Origin of the sequence: Pseudomonas sp. Irchel 3E20 (assembly GCF_900187645.1) — a bacterium.
In the GTDB taxonomy this organism is placed as follows: Bacteria; Pseudomonadota; Gammaproteobacteria; order Pseudomonadales; family Pseudomonadaceae; genus Aquipseudomonas.
Window position 1 is genome coordinate 12,205 of record NZ_FYEE01000018.1, and the last position, 16,506, is coordinate 28,710.

The 16,506-nt window shown below is 64.3% G+C and carries 14 protein-coding genes and 1 pseudogene; 7 read left to right on the forward strand and 8 right to left on the reverse strand.

Annotated features, from left to right (window positions below):
- Positions 1-222: 222 nt before the first annotated feature.
- Complete coding sequence (locus CKW13_RS22755; RefSeq protein WP_095111021.1) at positions 223-495, forward strand: TfoX/Sxy family protein; 273 nt, start codon at positions 223-225, stop codon at positions 493-495.
- Positions 496-770: 275 nt separating this feature from the next.
- On the opposite strand, the gene deoC is transcribed toward CKW13_RS22755, so the two are convergent.
- The 4 genes from deoC to CKW13_RS22775 form a co-directional block, all read right to left on the reverse strand.
- Positions 771-1,517, reverse strand: a complete 747-nt coding sequence (gene deoC, locus CKW13_RS22760) for a deoxyribose-phosphate aldolase (RefSeq protein ID WP_095111022.1) — start codon at positions 1,515-1,517, stop codon at positions 771-773.
- A gap of 136 nt (positions 1,518-1,653) precedes the next feature.
- Positions 1,654-2,421 carry a heme ABC transporter ATP-binding protein gene (locus tag CKW13_RS22765; protein WP_095111023.1) on the reverse strand — a complete coding sequence of 256 codons (768 nt, stop codon included), beginning with the start codon at positions 2,419-2,421 and terminating at the stop codon, positions 1,654-1,656.
- On the reverse strand, positions 2,421-3,404 hold the full coding sequence (locus tag CKW13_RS22770; RefSeq protein WP_176465171.1) for an iron ABC transporter permease: 984 nt from the start codon (positions 3,402-3,404) through the stop codon (positions 2,421-2,423). The genes CKW13_RS22765 and CKW13_RS22770 overlap by 1 nt, the downstream gene beginning before the upstream one ends.
- Before the next feature lie 50 nt (positions 3,405-3,454).
- Positions 3,455-4,339: a hemin ABC transporter substrate-binding protein gene (locus CKW13_RS22775; protein ID WP_095111025.1), complete on the reverse strand. Its 885-nt coding sequence runs from the start codon at positions 4,337-4,339 to the stop codon at positions 3,455-3,457.
- 184 nt (positions 4,340-4,523) lie between these two features.
- On the opposite strand from CKW13_RS22775, the gene CKW13_RS22780 reads away from it, so the two are divergent.
- Positions 4,524-4,841, forward strand: coding sequence for a Rieske (2Fe-2S) protein (locus tag CKW13_RS22780; RefSeq protein WP_095111026.1), 318 nt, complete (start codon positions 4,524-4,526; stop codon positions 4,839-4,841).
- Here the strand turns inward: CKW13_RS22780 and sfsA are convergent.
- A complete protein-coding gene (gene sfsA / locus CKW13_RS22785; RefSeq protein ID WP_095111027.1) occupies positions 4,838-5,551 on the reverse strand; it encodes a DNA/RNA nuclease SfsA in 714 nt (237 codons plus the stop codon). The two genes, CKW13_RS22780 and sfsA, sit on opposite strands and share 4 nt — an antisense overlap.
- Positions 5,551-6,723: a pyridoxal phosphate-dependent aminotransferase gene (locus CKW13_RS22790; protein ID WP_095111028.1), complete on the reverse strand. Its 1,173-nt coding sequence runs from the start codon at positions 6,721-6,723 to the stop codon at positions 5,551-5,553. Before CKW13_RS22790 ends, sfsA begins: the two co-directional genes overlap by 1 nt.
- Positions 6,724-7,062: 339 nt before the next feature.
- Between CKW13_RS22790 and dksA the strand changes: the two genes are divergently transcribed.
- The 3 genes from dksA to CKW13_RS22805 all read left to right on the forward strand — a co-directional run bounded on the left by dksA (position 7,063) and on the right by CKW13_RS22805 (position 11,684).
- Entirely contained in the window at positions 7,063-7,506 is a 444-nt protein-coding gene (gene dksA, locus CKW13_RS22795) for an RNA polymerase-binding protein DksA (RefSeq protein WP_095111029.1), read from the forward strand.
- A 130-nt stretch (positions 7,507-7,636) separates the two neighbouring features.
- Positions 7,637-8,653 (forward strand): class I SAM-dependent rRNA methyltransferase, encoded by a 1,017-nt coding sequence (locus CKW13_RS22800; protein WP_095111030.1) that lies wholly within the window; start codon positions 7,637-7,639, stop codon positions 8,651-8,653.
- 82 nt (positions 8,654-8,735) lie between these two features.
- Complete coding sequence (locus CKW13_RS22805; RefSeq protein WP_095111031.1) at positions 8,736-11,684, forward strand: DUF748 domain-containing protein; 2,949 nt, start codon at positions 8,736-8,738, stop codon at positions 11,682-11,684.
- A gap of 51 nt (positions 11,685-11,735) precedes the next feature.
- On the opposite strand, the gene CKW13_RS22810 is transcribed toward CKW13_RS22805, so the two are convergent.
- On the reverse strand, positions 11,736-12,629 hold the full coding sequence (locus CKW13_RS22810; RefSeq protein ID WP_095111032.1) for a PA4780 family RIO1-like protein kinase: 894 nt from the start codon (positions 12,627-12,629) through the stop codon (positions 11,736-11,738).
- Positions 12,630-13,249: 620 nt separating this feature from the next.
- Here CKW13_RS22810 and CKW13_RS25090 point away from each other — a divergent pair.
- Both CKW13_RS25090 and CKW13_RS25095 read left to right on the forward strand, forming a co-directional pair.
- A pseudogene (locus CKW13_RS25090) lies at positions 13,250-14,182 on the forward strand (cache domain-containing protein); the annotation flags it as partial.
- 129 nt (positions 14,183-14,311) lie between these two features.
- A complete protein-coding gene (locus CKW13_RS25095; protein ID WP_371856253.1) occupies positions 14,312-15,040 on the forward strand; it encodes a methyl-accepting chemotaxis protein in 729 nt (242 codons plus the stop codon).
- A 124-nt stretch (positions 15,041-15,164) separates the two neighbouring features.
- On the opposite strand, the gene CKW13_RS22820 is transcribed toward CKW13_RS25095, so the two are convergent.
- Complete coding sequence (locus CKW13_RS22820) at positions 15,165-16,442, reverse strand: acetyl-CoA C-acetyltransferase (RefSeq protein ID WP_095111034.1); 1,278 nt, start codon at positions 16,440-16,442, stop codon at positions 15,165-15,167.
- Positions 16,443-16,506: the final 64 nt, after the last annotated feature.

The following is a 16,506-nucleotide window of genomic DNA, read 5'->3' on the forward strand; positions in this document are numbered from 1 at the left end:
GCTTTGCTCCCCGTGCTAGATCCTTGCGCAGTGCGCTCGCTGTGCAGAGCGGCTCGCCCTCAAACTTCTCCTACAGGCACTTAGGGCCTTTCCTAAGCCTTGATTTCTAGTTTCTTAGACGCTTTTGAATCAAAACCTACCAAAGAATCACGATTTTCCTACTGAACGCTACACTCCTTGCAGGCATGCCCACGCACCGTTCGGCCGTCGCAAGGAGGCTTGATGAATGATGAATTGCAACACCTGAAAAACCTTGGCAAGACGTCGGCGCAGTGGCTGCATGCCGTGGGCATCCATAGCGCGTCGGACCTGCGGCGCCTGGGGGCAGTGGATGCCTACCGGGCCGTACGCACCCGGGGCTTTCGCGCTTCTAAAGTGTTGCTTTATGCCATTGAAGGCGCATTGATGGACGTGCACTGGAACGACATTCCCGCCGAGCGCAAGGAGGCCTTGAACCGGCAACTGGACGCGATTTCTGCCCGGCACAAAAGTTAAGGCACAAAGACTGCGCCACAGCCACCCGAAAAAAACACCAAACCCCAGTATTTACGGGTGCTCCGGGCCAATCCAGGGCCCGCGCAGAAGAATTTGATAAACAGCCGTTGACTTAAGAATGAGAATCGTTATTATTGGCGCAACTGGTCGCGAGATCAGTCGATAATCTGGAAGGCCAGTGGTTCGGACTCTCAGCTTATCTCCTCATCAGGCTAATCACGGTTATTTGACCCGGCTCATCGCCGGGTCTTTTTTTGCCTGCACAAAAGTGCGCCTCAGGCTTGCAGACACGCCGACAACTCGTCCAACAGGCCGATGGCGCCCATACGCAAGCGCTCAGGATTGAGCCATTCATCGCCAAAACGGCTGTGCACTAGGTCCACGTACAGGCGCACATCGTCCAGGGTACGGATGCCGCCGCAGACCTTGATCCCCACCGGCGCCTCGCTCTCGGCAATGGCCGTCAGGATGATCCGTACCGCCTGCTCCGTGGCGCTGACCGGGCTTTTACCGGTGCTGGTCTTGATGAAGTCGGCGCCGGCCTCGATCGCGTCGAGGCTCGCGCGGCGAATCAGTTGCGGGTCACGCAGCACGCCGGTTTCCAGGATCACCTTGAACCGCACCCGCCCCTCGCACACAGCGCGACAGGCTCCCAGCAGGGCCTTGGCCGGCTCTGCCTCGGCAGCGATCAACGCGTGATAGGGGTAGACCACGTCGACCTCATCCACCCCCGCCGCGATGGCTTGCTCGATGTCCGCGATGATCGGCGCAATACGGCTGCCGCCGAACGGGAAGTTGGCCACCGTGACCAGCCGCACGCTGGGGCAATCGAGTTGGCGCAGGGTTTTCCGGGCCAGGGCGACGAAGCGCGGGTAGACACACACCGATGCCACCGGGCCGAATGGTGTCAGTGCGCGGCGGCACAATTCGACAATGTGTGCGTCATTATCCGCGGCGTTGAGTGAAGTCAGATCAAGTAAACCGATAGCAAGGTGCGCCAGCTCTTTGCCTGTTGATTCCATAAGCTCTCCCGCTGCCCGTGCAGCCTCTACCTGTCAACGGCACAAAGGGTAAAGAGCCTGTGGCGGCGTGTCTCACGCCGGGAGCAAGTAAGGAAGCCAGCTACTCGATTCCGGGAAAGGTCTTAGGAACGCCTCATCAGCGGGCAATAATCAGCGGATGACCGCGCTCCGGGTGTGGCTGCACCAGCACCTCCAGGCCAAACACCGCTTTGAGCGGCACCGGCAGCAGGACCTTGGCCGGGCTGTCCAGGGCGAAGGACCGGCCGTCCTGCAGCAGCAGAATGCGGTCGCAGTAGCGGGCCGCCAGGTTCAGGTCATGGAGGATCACCAGCACCGCCGCGCCGCGGTCGGCGAAGGTGCGGATGGCGTGCAGCGTGGTGTGCTGGTGCAAGGGGTCGAGCATGGAGGTCGGCTCGTCCAGCAGCAGGGTTTGCCCCGCCTCCCCCGGCCACAGCTGCGCCAGGACCCGAGCCAAGTGGACGCGCTGGCGTTCACCGCCCGACAGCGCCAGGTAACTGCGCCCGTGCAAATGGCCGACATCCGCGGCGGCCAGTGCGGCCTCGATGATCTCGTCGTCGCGAACCCGGCCGCTGTGGTGGGGCAAGCGGCCCATGCCCACCACTTCTTCGACACGAAAGGCAAACTCCAGGGTCGAGGCTTGCGGCAACACCGCCAGCCGCTGGGCCCGTTGCATACCGGGCCAGTGGGCCAGTTCGTCCTGGTCCAGCCAGACCTTGCCTTGATCCGGCTTCAACTCGCCACACAAGGCGCCGAGCAAGGTACTTTTGCCCGCGCCGTTGGGGCCAAGCACCCCCAGCACTTCGCCAGGGTTAAGGTGCAGGTTGATATCCGCCAGCACGGTTTTGTCGCCGCGCCGAATGTGCAGGTTTTCTACGCGCAACATCAGGCACGGCCTCGCAGCAGCAAATATAGGAAGAACGGCGCGCCGATAAATGCGGTAACAATGCCAATAGGCAGCTCCGCCGGTGCCAGCGCCAGGCGCGCCACCAGGTCGGCGAACAGCAGCAGAGTCGCCCCGGCCAGCACCGAGGCCGGCAGCAGCACGCGGTGGTCCGGCCCGGCCAACAAGCGCACCAGGTGCGGCACCACCAAGCCGACGAAACCGATCATCCCCGCCGCCGCCACGGCCGCACCCACGCCCAGTGCGGTACAGAACACCAATTCACGCTTGAGGCGCTCGACGTCGATGCCCAAGTGGCCGGCCTCCGATTCGCCCAGCAACAGGGCATTGAGGGCCTTGGCCCGGCGTGGCAGCCACAGCGCCACCGCCGCGCTGACCAACAGCAACGGCCACAACCGCGCATAACTGGCGCCGTTGAGGCTGCCCAGGTTCCAGAACGTCAGGGTGCGCAATGTGGCGTCGTCGGCCAGGTAAGTGAACAGGCCCACCACTGAGGTGGCCAGCGCCGTCAGGGCGATGCCCGCCAGCAGCATGGTGGCGACGTTGGTCTGGCCATTGCGCCGGCCCAGGCGATAGACCAGCGCAGTCACGCCCAAGCCACCGATAAACGCGCACACCGACAACAGATACGGCCCCAGCCCTTCGGGCAAACCACCAAACGCCGAGCCGAAGACGATGGCAATCGCCGCGCCCAGGGCCGCGCCGCTGGAAACCCCCACCAGGCCCGGGTCCGCCAGGGGGTTGCGGAACAGCCCCTGCATGGCCACGCCAGACAACGCCAGCACCCCGCCCACCGCCAACCCCAGCAGGGTGCGCGGTAGGCGGATCTGGCCGAGGATCAATTCCGCCTGCTCCAACCCCTCGGGAGCCAGCGGCACACCGAGCAGGCGCAGGGCCGCGCGCAAGGTATCGAACAACGGCAGGCTCACCGGGCCCAGGGCCAGCGACAGCCAAGTCGCCAACAAACACAGCAGGCCCAGGCCGATGAACAGCGCGCGCGGCTTGACCAGCGTCCTCATGGGGCGGCTTTGGCCGCAGGCGCCTGGGCATAGAACTCACCCGCCAGCGTCAGCAGGCGCTGGGGCAGACGCGGCCCCAGGCCCCCGACGAGCAGGGTCGGGTCCAGCTCGAACACCCGGCCGGCCTTGGCCGCAGGGGTGCTGGCGAAGATCGGGTTTTCCCTGAACAACGCCGCCCGCGCCGCTTCGCCGAACAGGCTGCGGTCGGAGAACACCAGCACGTCCGGGCTGAGGCCGGCCAGGGACTCGACGGAAAACGGCTTGTAGCCCGTGTGGCTGGCCAAGTTGCGCCCGCCCGCGCGCTGCACCACCCAATCGGCGGCGGTGTCCTTGCCCGCCACCAGCGATTTGCCGCCGGCATTGCCGATCACCACCAGCACCCCCGGGGCCTGGGCGCGGGTTTGCGCCTCGCGCACCCATACGGCCTGCTGGTCGAGGCGCTGTTGATACACCGTGAACAGCCGCGCAGCCTCTGCTTCAGCACCAAGTAGCGTGCCCAGGCGTTGCAGGTTGGCCTGCAAGACGGGCAGCTCAGGCTCGGCAGAAAACAACTCGACCTGCACCCCGGCGCTGCGAATTTGCGCCAGCACCGGCGGCGGGCCCATTTCATCGGTGCCCACCAGGATCTGCGGGCGCAGGCTCAAAATGCCCTCGGCCGACAACTGGCGCTGATAGCCAATGCTAGGCAGTGCCTTGAGCGCCTCGGGGTGCTGGCTGGTGGTATCGACCCCGACCAATCTAGACTCCCCGCCCAGGGCACTGACCCACTCGGACAACGCGCCCCCGGCACTGACCCAGCGCTGTGCCACATCGGCCGCGAACGCCGTCGGGTTGAACAGCAGGGCGGCACAGAACGCGACGGTGAGGGTACGCAGGCGCATAGCAGGTTTCCTTTATGGCTAGGCTGGTTGTGTCAGGCCGCGCGGTGGGGGCCTCTATACAGCGGTGCACGGCTGGCGAAGCCGGCATTTGATAATTGTTTGCATTTGAACGTCAAGCACTGACATTTCCCCTTACCGTGGGATGATCGCCCAGGCCCGCCGCCTGCGGCACTTGAGGAAAGACATGAAGTTTCTATGCAACAGCAGTGAACTGGCCGACGCCGCCAGTCGCGGTTTTGAGGTCGAGGGCCAGAAGCTGCTGGCCGTGCGCCGCGACGGCCAAGTCTATCTCTACCTCAATCGCTGCCCCCACCGCGGCATACCGCTGGAATGGCAACCCGACCGTTTTCTCGACGACAGCGCCAGCCTGATCCAGTGCGCAACCCACGGCGCCTTGTTCCTAATGGAAACCGGCGAGTGCATCGCCGGCCCCTGCGCCGGAAAATCCCTGGCGGCCCTGCCCTGCCGGGAAGACAGCCAAGGCATCTGGGTCGGGCTTTAACGGCCCAACTGCACGGGCAAGCGCCGTTCCACGCGGATCTCCTCGCAGGTCAGGCTCACGCCGTAGGCCAGAACTTCCACGCCTGCCGTAACCGCCTCACGCAACGCGGCGGCATAGCCCGGGTCGATTTCCTCGGCCGGGCGCACGGCGTCGATGCCGGTGAGGTTGACGCAATACAACTGCACCGCACGCACGCCGTCACGGGCCAACGCCGCCAGTTCACGCAGGTGCTTGGCGCCGCGTGCCGTTACCGCGTCGGGAAACGCCGCCACTGGCGTGCCATCAAAGCCCAGGGTGACGCTCTTGACCTCAACGAACGCCGCGCCTTGCGGGTAGTCCAGGCGAAAATCGATGCGGCTGTTTTCCTGGCCGTATGGCACTTCGCGCTTGAGCCCGGTGAACCCGGCAAGTTCGGTGATCTGCCCGGCGCGCAGGGCCTCCTCGATCAAGCCGTTGGCCCGCGCCGTATTCACACAGGCCAGGCGTCCTTGAGGGGTCTGGCTGATTTCCCAGGTGCCGGGCAGTTTGCGCTTGGGGTCGTTGGAACGGCTGAACCAGACCACCCCACCGGGCGCCATGCAATTGAGCATCGAGCCGGTGTTGGGGCAGTGGATGGTCAGCAGTTCGCCTTCCAGGGTTTCGATATCGGCCAGAAAACGCTTGTAGCGGCGCAGCAAGCGGCCCTCTTCCAGGGCAGGAGAAAAGCGCATCAGCCTTGCCAACTGCGCAGGCCGCGGGCAATGCGCTCCACCGCTTCTTGCAAGCGCGGCAGGCTCTGAGTGTAGGCAAACCGCACGTGATGCCCGGCCAGGTGGCGGCCGAAGTCCAGGCCCGGGGTGAAGGCCACGTGCTCGGTTTCCAGGAAGTGCTGGCAGAAGGCGAACCCATCACCGCCGAACTGGCTGATGTCGGCGTATAGGTAGAACGCCCCTTCAGGCTCGACGGCGATGCCGAACCCCAACTCCCGCAGGGCCGGCAGCAGGAAGTCGCGACGCCGGCCGAACTCGGCGCGACGTTCTTCGAGGATGTCCAGGGTCGCAGGCTCGAAACACGCCAGCGCCGCGTACTGGGCCATGCTCGGCGCACTGATGTAGAGGTTCTGCGCGAGTTTCTCCAACTCGCCTACCGCGTCCGGCGGGGCCACCAACCAACCCAGGCGCCACCCGGTCATGCCGAAGTATTTGGAGAAGCTATTGAGCACAAAGGCGCTGTCGTCCACTTCCAGCACGCTGGCGGCGTCGGTGCCGTAGGTCAGCCCGTGGTAGATCTCATCCACCACCAAATGGCCATTACGCGCCTTGACCGCCGCCGAAAGCCCGGCCAATTCGTCACGGCTGAGCAGGGTCCCGGTGGGGTTGGCGGGCGAGGCCACCAGGGCGCCGACGCTGCCCGCGTCCCAGTGCCGCGCCACCAGTTGCGGGGTGAGCTGATAGCGCACATCCGGCCCCACCGGCACCAGTTGCGCCGCGCCTTCGACCAGGCGCAGGAAGTGGCGGTTGCACGGGTAGCCGGGGTCGGCCAGCAACCAGTGCTTGCCCGGGTCCACCAGCAAGCTACTGGCCAGCAGCAAGGCGCCAGAGCCGCCGGGAGTAATCAGGATGCGCTCGGGGTCGATGCTCAAGCCGTAGCGCTGCTGGTAGAAACCGGCAATCGCGCCGCGCAACTCAGGGATGCCACGGGCCGCGGTGTAGCGGGTCTTGCCGGCGGTCAGGGCAGCCTGGCCGGCCTGGATGATCGGCTCGGCGGTGGTGAAGTCCGGCTCGCCGATTTCCAGGTGGATCACATCGTGGCCGGCGGCTTGCAGCTCATTGGCGCGGGCCAGCAGGGCCATGACGTGGAACGGTTCGATCGCGCGGCTGCGCGCACTGTAGGGCTGAGCCATGGGTAGCCATTCCTTCAATGGGAGGCAAAAGAGCCGATTCTACCCAACCCGGGGAACGAGCGAGCGGCTAAAGCGGTCAGAGCCGTCAGCCAGGTCCCGACCAACAACCGGGGCGTACACCCCAGGCTTGACTAAAATCACTAATCACGCAGGCCACCCGACTTACCAGACGCGGCTTTGCAACCTTTTGCATGCAAGGCTGGCCGTACGCTCGACAACCGGGAGTAGCGCGGCCCGATTTGATCTGGTAAGTTCGCCCGCTTGCAGCCGCAGGGCCGGCAGGTGTCGGTGAAGGAACAATCCTGCGCAATGGATTACAAGAGTAGAGGCGGTCCATTCATGCCCACCCAAGCAAAGCAACAGCCAAACCAGTCGATCAGCGGCTTTGAACCCTACAAAGAGGTCAAGGGCGAGGAATACATGGGCAAGCCCATGCGCGATCACTTCACCAAGATCCTGAACAAGTGGAAACAGGACTTGATGCAGGAAGTCGACCGCACTGTTGACCACATGAAAGATGAGGCAGCCAACTTCCCCGACCCGGCCGACCGTGCCAGCCAGGAAGAAGAATTCAGCCTTGAACTGCGTGCCCGCGACCGCGAGCGCAAACTCATCAAGAAAATCGACAAGACCCTGCAACTGATCGAAGACGAAGAATACGGCTGGTGCGAATCCTGCGGCGTCGAGATCGGTATCCGCCGGCTCGAAGCGCGCCCGACCGCCGACATGTGCGTCGACTGCAAGACCCTGGCAGAAATCAAGGAAAAACAGGTCGGCAAGTAGTCGCCGGCTTGTATAAAAGAACGGAGCGTGCGAACGCTCCGTTTTTGTTTGCCCCGCTTTATCGCCCCGCCCGCCGCCCCAGGCAATGCTGTTAAACTCCCGCGCCCCATTCCCCAGCAAGGCGCTTTGCATGTCTTCCTTGAATCAGGCGCTGCGCGCCGCCCTCGATCATCGCCAAGACCTGCTCGCCACCCTGCACGGGCAAGGCACCGATTGCTATCGCCTGTTCCACGGCAGCCAAGAAGGCGCCGGGGGCCTGACCATCGACCGCTACGGCCCGCAACTGCTGGTGCAAAGCTTCCACCAAAGCCTGGAACGCGACGCCTTGCTGCAACTGCATGCCCTGGTGGATGAGCATCTGGGCCTTGCGACCCTGCTCGTCTACAACGACCGCTCCCGGGGCAACTCGCGCATCGACCGCCAAGACAGCGTTTACCAGGCGCACGACGCCGCCCTGCAAGACCTGGTCGGCCATGAATGGGGCCTGAACTACCGCGTGCGCGGCCGCCATGCCGGGCAAGACCCGCTGCTGTTTCTCGACCTGCGCAACACCCGCGGCTGGGTCAAGGACCACAGCGCCGGTAAAAGTGTGCTCAACCTGTTCGCCTACACCTGCGGCGTCGGCCTCAGCGCAGCGGCCGGTGGCGCGCGCGAGGTATGCAACCTGGACTTCGCCGAAGGCAACCTGGCCGTGGGCCGGGAAAACGGCCAGCTCAACCCGCACCTGCCGGCCATGGAATTCGTGCAGTCGGACTACTTCCCCGCCATCCGCCAACTCGCCGGGCTGCCCATCAGCCAGCGCCGCGGGCAGAAACTGCCCAGCTACCCACGCCTGGAACAGCGCCAGTACGACCTGGTGCTACTCGACCCGCCGGCCTGGGCCAAAAGTGCGTTCGGCACTGTCGATTTGCTGCGCGACTACCAGAGCCTGCTCAAGCCCGCCCTGCTGGCCACCGCCGACAATGGCGTGCTGATCTGCTGCAACAACTTGGCGAAAGTCAGCCTCGACGACTGGCGCGAGCAGGTGCTGCGCTGTGCCGACAAGGCCGGGCGGCCGGTACGCGACTGGCAGGTGATGACGCCGGGGGCGGACTTCCCCTCCCACGACGGGCAGCCGCCCCTCAAGACCCTGATCCTGCAACTCTGAGACAAACTTCAGGCGCCAATAAACACGGCTACTTCGGAACCAGAATGGCGTGCCATACTCCAAGGCACTCCGATTCAGACAGATGACGCCGCACATGCCCAAAGGATTGATTCGCGCTATTGGCGCCCTGTTGACCGCCCTCGCTCTCTACAGCTTGCTGGGCTTCTTGATCCTTCCAGGCATTGCCCTGCGCATCGCCAACCAACAGTTAGCCAACTACGCCACCACCCCCGCCCACATCCAGCGTATCGAACTCAACCCGTTCAGCCTGGAACTGAGCGTCTGGGGCCTGAACATCGGCGAACCGGGCAAGGAGCAAGTGGCCTTCGAGCGCCTCTACGCCAACCTGCAATTGGACAGCCTGTGGACCCGTGCCCTGCACCTGGCGGACGTGGAGCTGGACAAGCCCAAGACCCAGATCCTGTTCGGCAAGGACGGCAAGCTCAACCTGCTGGGCCTGTTCAACCTGCCCGCCAGCGAACCCACCCCCGCCGACCCCGAGGCCAAGCCGTTCCCACTGCGCATCGAGCGCATCAAACTGGCCGGCGGCTATGTGCACTTCCAGGACCTGCGCCCCAGCGAGCCGATCGAATTCCTCTACGACAAAATGGACCTGGAGCTGAAAAACCTCAGCACCCTGCCCGACGACAACGCCGACATGACCCTGGTGGCCGCCGGCCCCGAGGGCGGCAAGATCGATTGGACCGGCAACTTCAGCCTGGTGCCGATTGCCTCCGAAGGCACCCTGAAAGTCACCGACGGCAAGATGAAAGTCTGGTGGCCCTACGTGCGTGACGCCGTGCCCCTGGTGCTCGAAGACGGCGTGCTCAACCTCAGCACCCGCTACAAACTCAACCTGAGCCAGCAGACCGAACTGCTGCTCAGCGACGTGGCGGTCAGCGTCGCCCCTTTCGCCATCAAGGCCCCCGACGGCCGCCCACTGGCGCGCCTGGAACGCCTGGACATCAGCGAAACCACGGTCGACATGGCCAAGCAACAGGTCATCGTCGGCAAGATCCGCAGCCAGAAGCTGGAAACCTGGGCCGCCCGCGAAGCCGATGGCCAACTCGACTGGCAAAAGCTCTTTGCCAGCCAACCGGCCAAGCCGGCGTCCAAAGCGGCCGCCACCGCCCCGGCCACCGCCGACACCCCAAAAGCCGACCAACCGGCGCCGCCCGGCAAGCCTTGGCAAGTGCTGCTCAAGGACGTGCAACTGCGCAACTACCACGTGCACCTGGCCGACCGCCAGGCCAAACCGGCCGTGGCCCTGGAACTGGGCCCGCTGAACCTGGACCTGCAAAACTTCGACAGCCTCAACCAGTCGCCCTTCACCCTCAAGCTCGATACCGGGTTGGGCAAGCAGGGCAAGATCCTGGCCAATGGCGAGGTCAACCTGAACCCGGTCAGCGCCAAGCTCGCGGTGCAAACCAAGGACATCGACCTGCGCGTCGCCCAGTCCTACATCAGCCCCTTCATTCGCCTGGAACTGCGCAGCGGCATGCTCGGCAGCGACCTGGCGGTCAACCTCAAGAGCACCGAACCGCTGGCCCTGAGCATCACCGGCCGCGCCCAGGTCGATCAGTTGCACACCCTCGACACCCTGAAAACCCGCGATTTCCTCAAGTGGCAGCAAGTGGTGGTCGAGGGCCTGGACTACCGCCACGGCGACAGCCTGTCGATCAACCGCATCAACCTCAAGCAGCCCTATGTGCGCTTCATGATTAACGATGATCGCACCACCAACATCGACGACCTGCTGATCCCGCAACCGGCCGACAGCGGCGCGAAAAAAGCCGCCGCCAAACCCGCCGCCAGCCAGGAAAAACCCCTGGGCATCCACATCGGCGGCATCGCCATCAACGACGGTTCGGCCAACTTCGCCGACTTCAGCCTCACGCCCAACTTCGCCACCGCCATCCAGCAGCTCAACGGCCAGATCGGCACCATCGACAGCCGCCAGGCCAAACCGGCCACCGTGGACGTCAAGGGCAAGGTCGACCGCTATGCGCCGGTGACCATCAAGGGCAGCGTCAACCCCTTCGACCCGATGGCCGCACTGGATATCGCCACCAGTTTCAAACGGGTCGAACTGACCACGCTCACGCCCTACTCCGGCAAGTTCGCCGGCTACCGCATCCGCAAGGGCCGCCTCAACCTCGACCTGCACTACCTGATTACCAAGGGCCAGCTCAAGGCCCAGAACAAAGTGGTGGTCGAGCAACTGCAACTGGGCGAAAAGGTCGATAGCCCGGACGCCGTCAGCCTGCCGCTGAAACTGGCGGTGGCGTTGCTCAAGGACGTGGACGGCAAGATCTCCATCGAACTGCCGGTCACGGGCGATCTGAACAACCCGCAGTTCAGCGTGATGCCCATTGTCTGGCAAACCCTGCGCAACCTCATCGTCAAGGCCGCCGCCGCGCCGTTCAAGTTGATCGGCGGGCTCGTCAGCGGTGGCGGGTCGCAGGACCTGGGCACCGTGTCCTTCGCCCCCGGCTCCAGCGAGTTGGGCAGCGACGCCAAAGCCGCCCTCACCACCCTGGCCAAGGCCCTCAAGGAACGCCCGGCCCTGCGCCTGGAAATCGAAGGCACCAGCGCCGCCAGCAGCGACGGCCCGCTGATTGCCGAGCAACGCCTGGAGCGCGAATACCAGTACACCTACTACAAGATGCTCCAGCGCCGTGGCGACAAAGTGCCGGCCCAGGCTTCGCTGCTGCAAGTGCCGGAAGACGAGAAAGCGCCCCTGCTCGAAGGCATCTACCGCACCCGTCTGAAAACCCAGCCACCGGCCGAATGGGAACAACTGAGCCGCCGCGAGCGCACCGAAAAACTGCATGAGGGCGTCATCAAGTTCTGGAGCGAAAGCGATGTGCTGCTGCGCCAACTCGGCCAGGACCGCGCCAGCAGCATCAAGGACTACCTGGTGGATAAAGGGCAACTGGCCGACGACCGCGTGTACTTCATCGACGCCAACCTGGGCGAGGCCGAAAGTGATGGCCGGGTGATTACCCCGCTGCACCTGGACGCCGAATAGCTTATCGGCGAACACAAAAAATCCGGCCGAGGCCGGATTTTTTGTGGGCGATCACTGCATCCAGGGTGGAGGCGGTTCTTCAGCCTTGCTCGGCGGTGCGTCGTCGGCGGCGCGTACCGCTTGCCGACGCTCCTCGTCGAGGCGCGCGGCCTCGATCTCGCGCATGATCCCGCCCACGTCCGCCAGCTCTTCGGGTTCGTCGAACTCGCCGGTCAGCACACTGGCCGGGTGCAAGGTGCCGGCTTCGTACAACGCCCACATTTCCTTGGCGTACTTGGTCGCCTTCAACTCCGGGGCAAAACGCCCGAAGTAGGACGCCATGTTGCCCACGTCCCGCTCCAACATGCTGAACGCGTGGTTGTTGCCCGCCGCGTCCACCGCTTGCGGCAGGTCGATAATCACCGGCCCGGTGGGCGTAAGCAGCACGTTGAACTCGGAAAGGTCACCGTGCACCAGGCCGGTACACAGCATCAGCACAATCTGCTGGATCAGAAAGGCGTGGTATTCGCGCGCCTGCTCCGGTTCCAGCACCACGTCGTTCAAGCGCGGGGCCGCATCGCCGTACTCGTCGGCAATCAGCTCCATGAGCAGCACGCCTTCAAGAAAATCGAACGGCTTGGGCACCCGCACGCCCGCGCCGGCGAGGCGGAACAGCGCCGCCACTTCGGCGTTCTGCCAGGCGTCCTCGGTCTCTTTGCGACCGAATTTTGAGCCCTTGGCCATCGCCCGCGCCTGGCGGCTGTTGCGCACCTTGCGGCCTTCCTGATACTCGGCCGCCTGGCGGAAACTGCGTTTATTCGCCTCCTTGTAGACCTTTGCGCAACGCAGCTCATTACCGCAGCGCACCACATAAACAGCTGCTTCTTTACCACTCATGAGTGGGCGCAGCACCTCGTCGACCAGACCGTCCTCGATCAGGGGTTCAATGCGTTTTGGAGTCTTCATCAGCTTTTATTGTGGGTCCTTTATTACCAAACACGCGAATGTCACTCGTTATACGGCAATCCTCTCTCCGGTGGGAGAGCCTGCCGACCTATGAACGCAACCGATGCACTCAATGTGCCAGATTATTCGGACAAAACCCGAGGGCCTATGCCGACCGCGAGGAATCATAGCCGACGCGGCAAACCCAGCATGCCGCACACCCAGCACCATTTGCGACAGAATCTGACACAGCAGCGCCAGGTGTCTGAGGATTTTTCCTCAGACACCTCAATTTCCCGCCGCGCCAGCCGAAGCCCTTACAGACAAGGGAGTTTGTCTGCCTCCAACAAAAAACCGTCATCGACCCGGTGACAAAGGCTTTCCCCGCTGCGGGACGAAAGGACTCGACGCACCACACAAGACGTTTACGGCTGCCGTCAATCCGCGATCACTTCGTGGGCCTACAAGAAAAATCTGGAGCGCGGATGAACATCAAACAAAAGCTGACCTGGGCGTTTGCAATCATCGCCTGCTTGCCGGTCGTACTGGTCGCCACCCTGGTGGTGCTGAACTTGCGCAACGATGCCAAAGAGGCCTTTGTCGATAGCAGCGGCCGCGAGATCCGCCAGGTCAGCAACGCCATGCAGATCTTCTTCGACAGCATCAGCCAGAACGTCAACTACCTGGCCTCCCAGCCGCTGATCCGCAACACCGACGACAGCCTCAAGACCTACATGAGCGCCGATGCCGCCCAGGTCCCCCAAGGCGACGTGGACAAGCAGATCTTCCGCCTGCTGGAAAACCTCGGCACCACGCACCCGGCCTACGCCTACGCGATTGTCGGCACCAACGCCGGCGGCTACGTGTCGTGGCCCGATGATGCCACGCTGAGCAACTACGACCCACGCCAACGCCCCTGGTACCAAGCCGCCCAGGCCAACCCCGGCAAGCCGATACGGCCACCGGCCTACTACTGGGCGCAAGACAACGCCACCTACGTCAGCACCGTGCGCACCATCGACAACAAATTGGGCAGTAACGGCGGCGTGGTCAGCATCGACGTGACGCTCAAGCAGCTCACCGAGATCGTCAAGCAGATCAAGCTCGGCGAAAGTGGCTACCTGATGCTCATGGAGAACTCCGGCACCGTCCTGGTGGACCCGGCGCAACCGGAGCACAACTTCAAGGCCCTGGGCAGCCTTGGCGAGGGCTACAGTGACCTGGCCAAAGCCGGCAAGGGCCTGGTGGAAGTCCAGCTCAATGGCGAGCGCTACATGGCCAACGTGTGGCCTTCCGAGCAACTGGGCTGGACCTTTATCGGCCTGATTAAACACAGCGAAGTGATGAGCTCGGCCACCCAGTTGACCTGGTTGATCGCCCTGATCGCCGGGGTGCTGGCGGTGGTGTTCGCCGGGGTCGGTGCCAGTTTCGCCAGCCTGATCGTGCGCCCGATCCGCAGCGTGGCCAGTGGCCTGGAAGGCATCGCCCAGGGCGAAGGCGACCTGACCAAAAGCCTGAACATTCGCGGCAGCGACGAAACCGCGCAACTGGCCAACTGGTTCAACCAGTTCCTGGCGGCGATCCGCAGCCTGATCCAGCACATCGGCCAAGCGGCCGGCAAGATCCTCGACACCTCGCGCAGCTCCACCCAGGTGTCCCACGACATGGCCGAAGCCGCCGGGCGCCAGCGCGAAGCGGTGGACATGGTGTCCACGGCGTTCCACGAAATGGTCGCCACCGCCAACGAAGTCGCGCGCTCGTGCAGCCAGGCCGCCGAATCCGCCGACAGCGGCCAGCGCCAGGCCCGCGAAGGCCAGCAGCAGATTGACGCGGCCGTGCAGAGCGTCGATCAGTTGAGCCAGGAAATCGAACAGTCGGCGCAGTCGATGCAACAACTGGAACGCGACAGCAACGACATCCAGTCGATCCTCGGCACCATCCGCTCCATTGCCGAGCAAACCAACCTGCTGGCCCTCAACGCCGCCATCGAGGCCGCCCGTGCGGGCGAGCAGGGCCGCGGCTTTGCCGTGGTCGCCGACGAAGTGCGCGCCCTGGCCAAGCGCACCGCCGACTCCACGGCGGAGATCGACGGTTTGCTGGGCAACCTGGCCAAACGCACCAGCCAGGTCACCCAGCAAATGCACGCCAGCCTGCAGGTGTCCCAGGAGTCGGTCAGCCGCATCGGCCTGGCGCGCAACAGCTTCGGGCAGATCCGCGAATCGGTGGACGTGATCCGCGACATGAACACCCAGATCGCCACCGCCGCCGAAGAACAGCACCAAGTTGCCGAAGACATCAACCGCCACATCAGCCAGATCCACGGCGATGCGCAACGGGTGGCCGAACTGGCCGACTCCGCGCGCCTCGACTCCCAGAGCCTGGCCGGGCTGTCCCATGAACTCGATGGCTTGGTGCGCCGGTTCAAGACCTGAGGTTCTCCCCTGTGGGAGCGGGCCTGTGTGGGAGCGAGCCCTGCTCGCGATAGGGCCGGCACAGCCTATGGGCAGCCATCGCAAGCAGGGCTCGCTCCCACCCAAGCCCTGCCCACAGCCCGCGTCAGCGCTCGACGATAGCCGTCACGCCTTGCCCGCCCGCCGCGCAGATGGAAATCAGGCCCCGGCCGCTGCCTGCGGCGTCCAGCAGTTTGCCCAGGTTGGCGAGAATGCGCCCGCCCGTGGCGGCAAAGGGGTGGCCTGCGGCCAGGGAGCTGCCCTTGACGTTGAGGCGGCTACGGTCGATGGCGCCCAGCGGTGCGGCCAGGCCGAGGCGGCTCTGGCAGTAGTCGGGGTCTTCCCAGGCCTTGAGGGTGCACAGCACCTGGGCGGCGAAGGCTTCGTGGATTTCGTAGTAGTCAAAATCCTGCAGGCTCAAGCCATTGCGCGCCAACAACCGTGGCACCGCGTACACCGGGGCCATCAAGAGGCCTTCGGCGCCGCCGACGAAATCCACCGCGGCCGCCTCGCCATCGCGCAGGTAGGCCAGAACCGGCAACCCGCGCTCCTTGGCCCAGGCCTCGCTACCGAGCAACACCAGGGACGCGCCGTCCGTCAGGGGCGTGGAGTTGCCTGCCGTCAGGGTGCCCTTGGCGCTGCGCTCGAACGCGGTCTTGAGGCCGGCGAGTTTTTCCAGGGTCAGGTCCGGGCGCACGTTGTTGTCGCGGGTTAGGCCCATGAACGGCGTAAGCAAATCGTCGTGCCAGCCTTCGGCGTAGGCAGCGGCCATGTGCTGATGGCTGAGCAGGGCCAGTTGGTCCTGTTCGGTGCGGGGGATGCTCCAGGCCTGGGCCATCAATTCGCAGTGCTCGCCCATGGACAACCCGGTGCGCGGCTCGCCGTTGCGCGGGAACTGCGGCACCAGGTGCCCGGGGCGCAGTTGCAGGAAGGCCTTGAATTTGTCACCGGTGGTTTTCGCCCGGTTGGCTTGCAGCAGGATGCGGCGCAACCCTTCATTGATGGCGATCGGCGCGTCGGAGGTGGTGTCCACGCCGCCCGCCACGCCGCATTCGATCTGCCCCAGGGCGATTTTGTTGGCCACCAGCAGCGCCGTCTCCAGCCCCGTGCCGCAAGCCATTTGCACGTCATAGGCCGGCGTGGCCGGGGACAGCCGCGAGCCAAGCACACATTCGCGAGTCAGGTTCAGGTCGCGCGAATGCTTGAGCACCGCCCCGGCCACCACCTCGCCCAGGCGCAAGCCGTGCAGGTTGTAGCGCTCGATCAACCCTTCCAGGGCGGCGGTGAGCATCGCCTGATTGCTCGCGGTGGCATAGGCGCCGTTGGAGCGGGCGAACGGAATGCGGTTACCGCCGATAATCGCGACGCGGCGCAATTGAGTCATGGAAAGCTCCCTAGGGTTTGAAAGGCTACAGACCCACAAGCGTAGGCCGTATCCAAGGCGATCG

What these genes read in the sequence shown, in the direction of transcription:
- CKW13_RS22755 (WP_095111021.1), top strand. Translation starts at nt 223, where the DNA reads ATGAATGATGAATTGCAACACCTGAAAAACCTTGGCAAGACGTCGGCG.
- deoC (WP_095111022.1), bottom strand. Translation starts at nt 1,517, where the DNA reads ATGGAATCAACAGGCAAAGAGCTGGCGCACCTTGCTATCGGTTTACTT.
- CKW13_RS22765 (WP_095111023.1), bottom strand. Translation starts at nt 2,421, where the DNA reads ATGTTGCGCGTAGAAAACCTGCACATTCGGCGCGGCGACAAAACCGTG.
- CKW13_RS22775 (WP_095111025.1), bottom strand. Translation starts at nt 4,339, where the DNA reads ATGCGCCTGCGTACCCTCACCGTCGCGTTCTGTGCCGCCCTGCTGTTC.
- CKW13_RS22780 (WP_095111026.1), top strand. Translation starts at nt 4,524, where the DNA reads ATGAAGTTTCTATGCAACAGCAGTGAACTGGCCGACGCCGCCAGTCGC.
- sfsA (WP_095111027.1), bottom strand. Translation starts at nt 5,551, where the DNA reads ATGCGCTTTTCTCCTGCCCTGGAAGAGGGCCGCTTGCTGCGCCGCTAC.
- CKW13_RS22790 (WP_095111028.1), bottom strand. Translation starts at nt 6,723, where the DNA reads ATGGCTCAGCCCTACAGTGCGCGCAGCCGCGCGATCGAACCGTTCCAC.
- dksA (WP_095111029.1), top strand. Translation starts at nt 7,063, where the DNA reads ATGCCCACCCAAGCAAAGCAACAGCCAAACCAGTCGATCAGCGGCTTT.
- CKW13_RS22800 (WP_095111030.1), top strand. Translation starts at nt 7,637, where the DNA reads ATGTCTTCCTTGAATCAGGCGCTGCGCGCCGCCCTCGATCATCGCCAA.
- CKW13_RS22805 (WP_095111031.1), top strand. Translation starts at nt 8,736, where the DNA reads ATGACGCCGCACATGCCCAAAGGATTGATTCGCGCTATTGGCGCCCTG.
- CKW13_RS22810 (WP_095111032.1), bottom strand. Translation starts at nt 12,629, where the DNA reads ATGAAGACTCCAAAACGCATTGAACCCCTGATCGAGGACGGTCTGGTC.
- CKW13_RS25095 (WP_371856253.1), top strand. Translation starts at nt 14,312, where the DNA reads ATGGTGTCCACGGCGTTCCACGAAATGGTCGCCACCGCCAACGAAGTC.
- CKW13_RS22820 (WP_095111034.1), bottom strand. Translation starts at nt 16,442, where the DNA reads ATGACTCAATTGCGCCGCGTCGCGATTATCGGCGGTAACCGCATTCCG.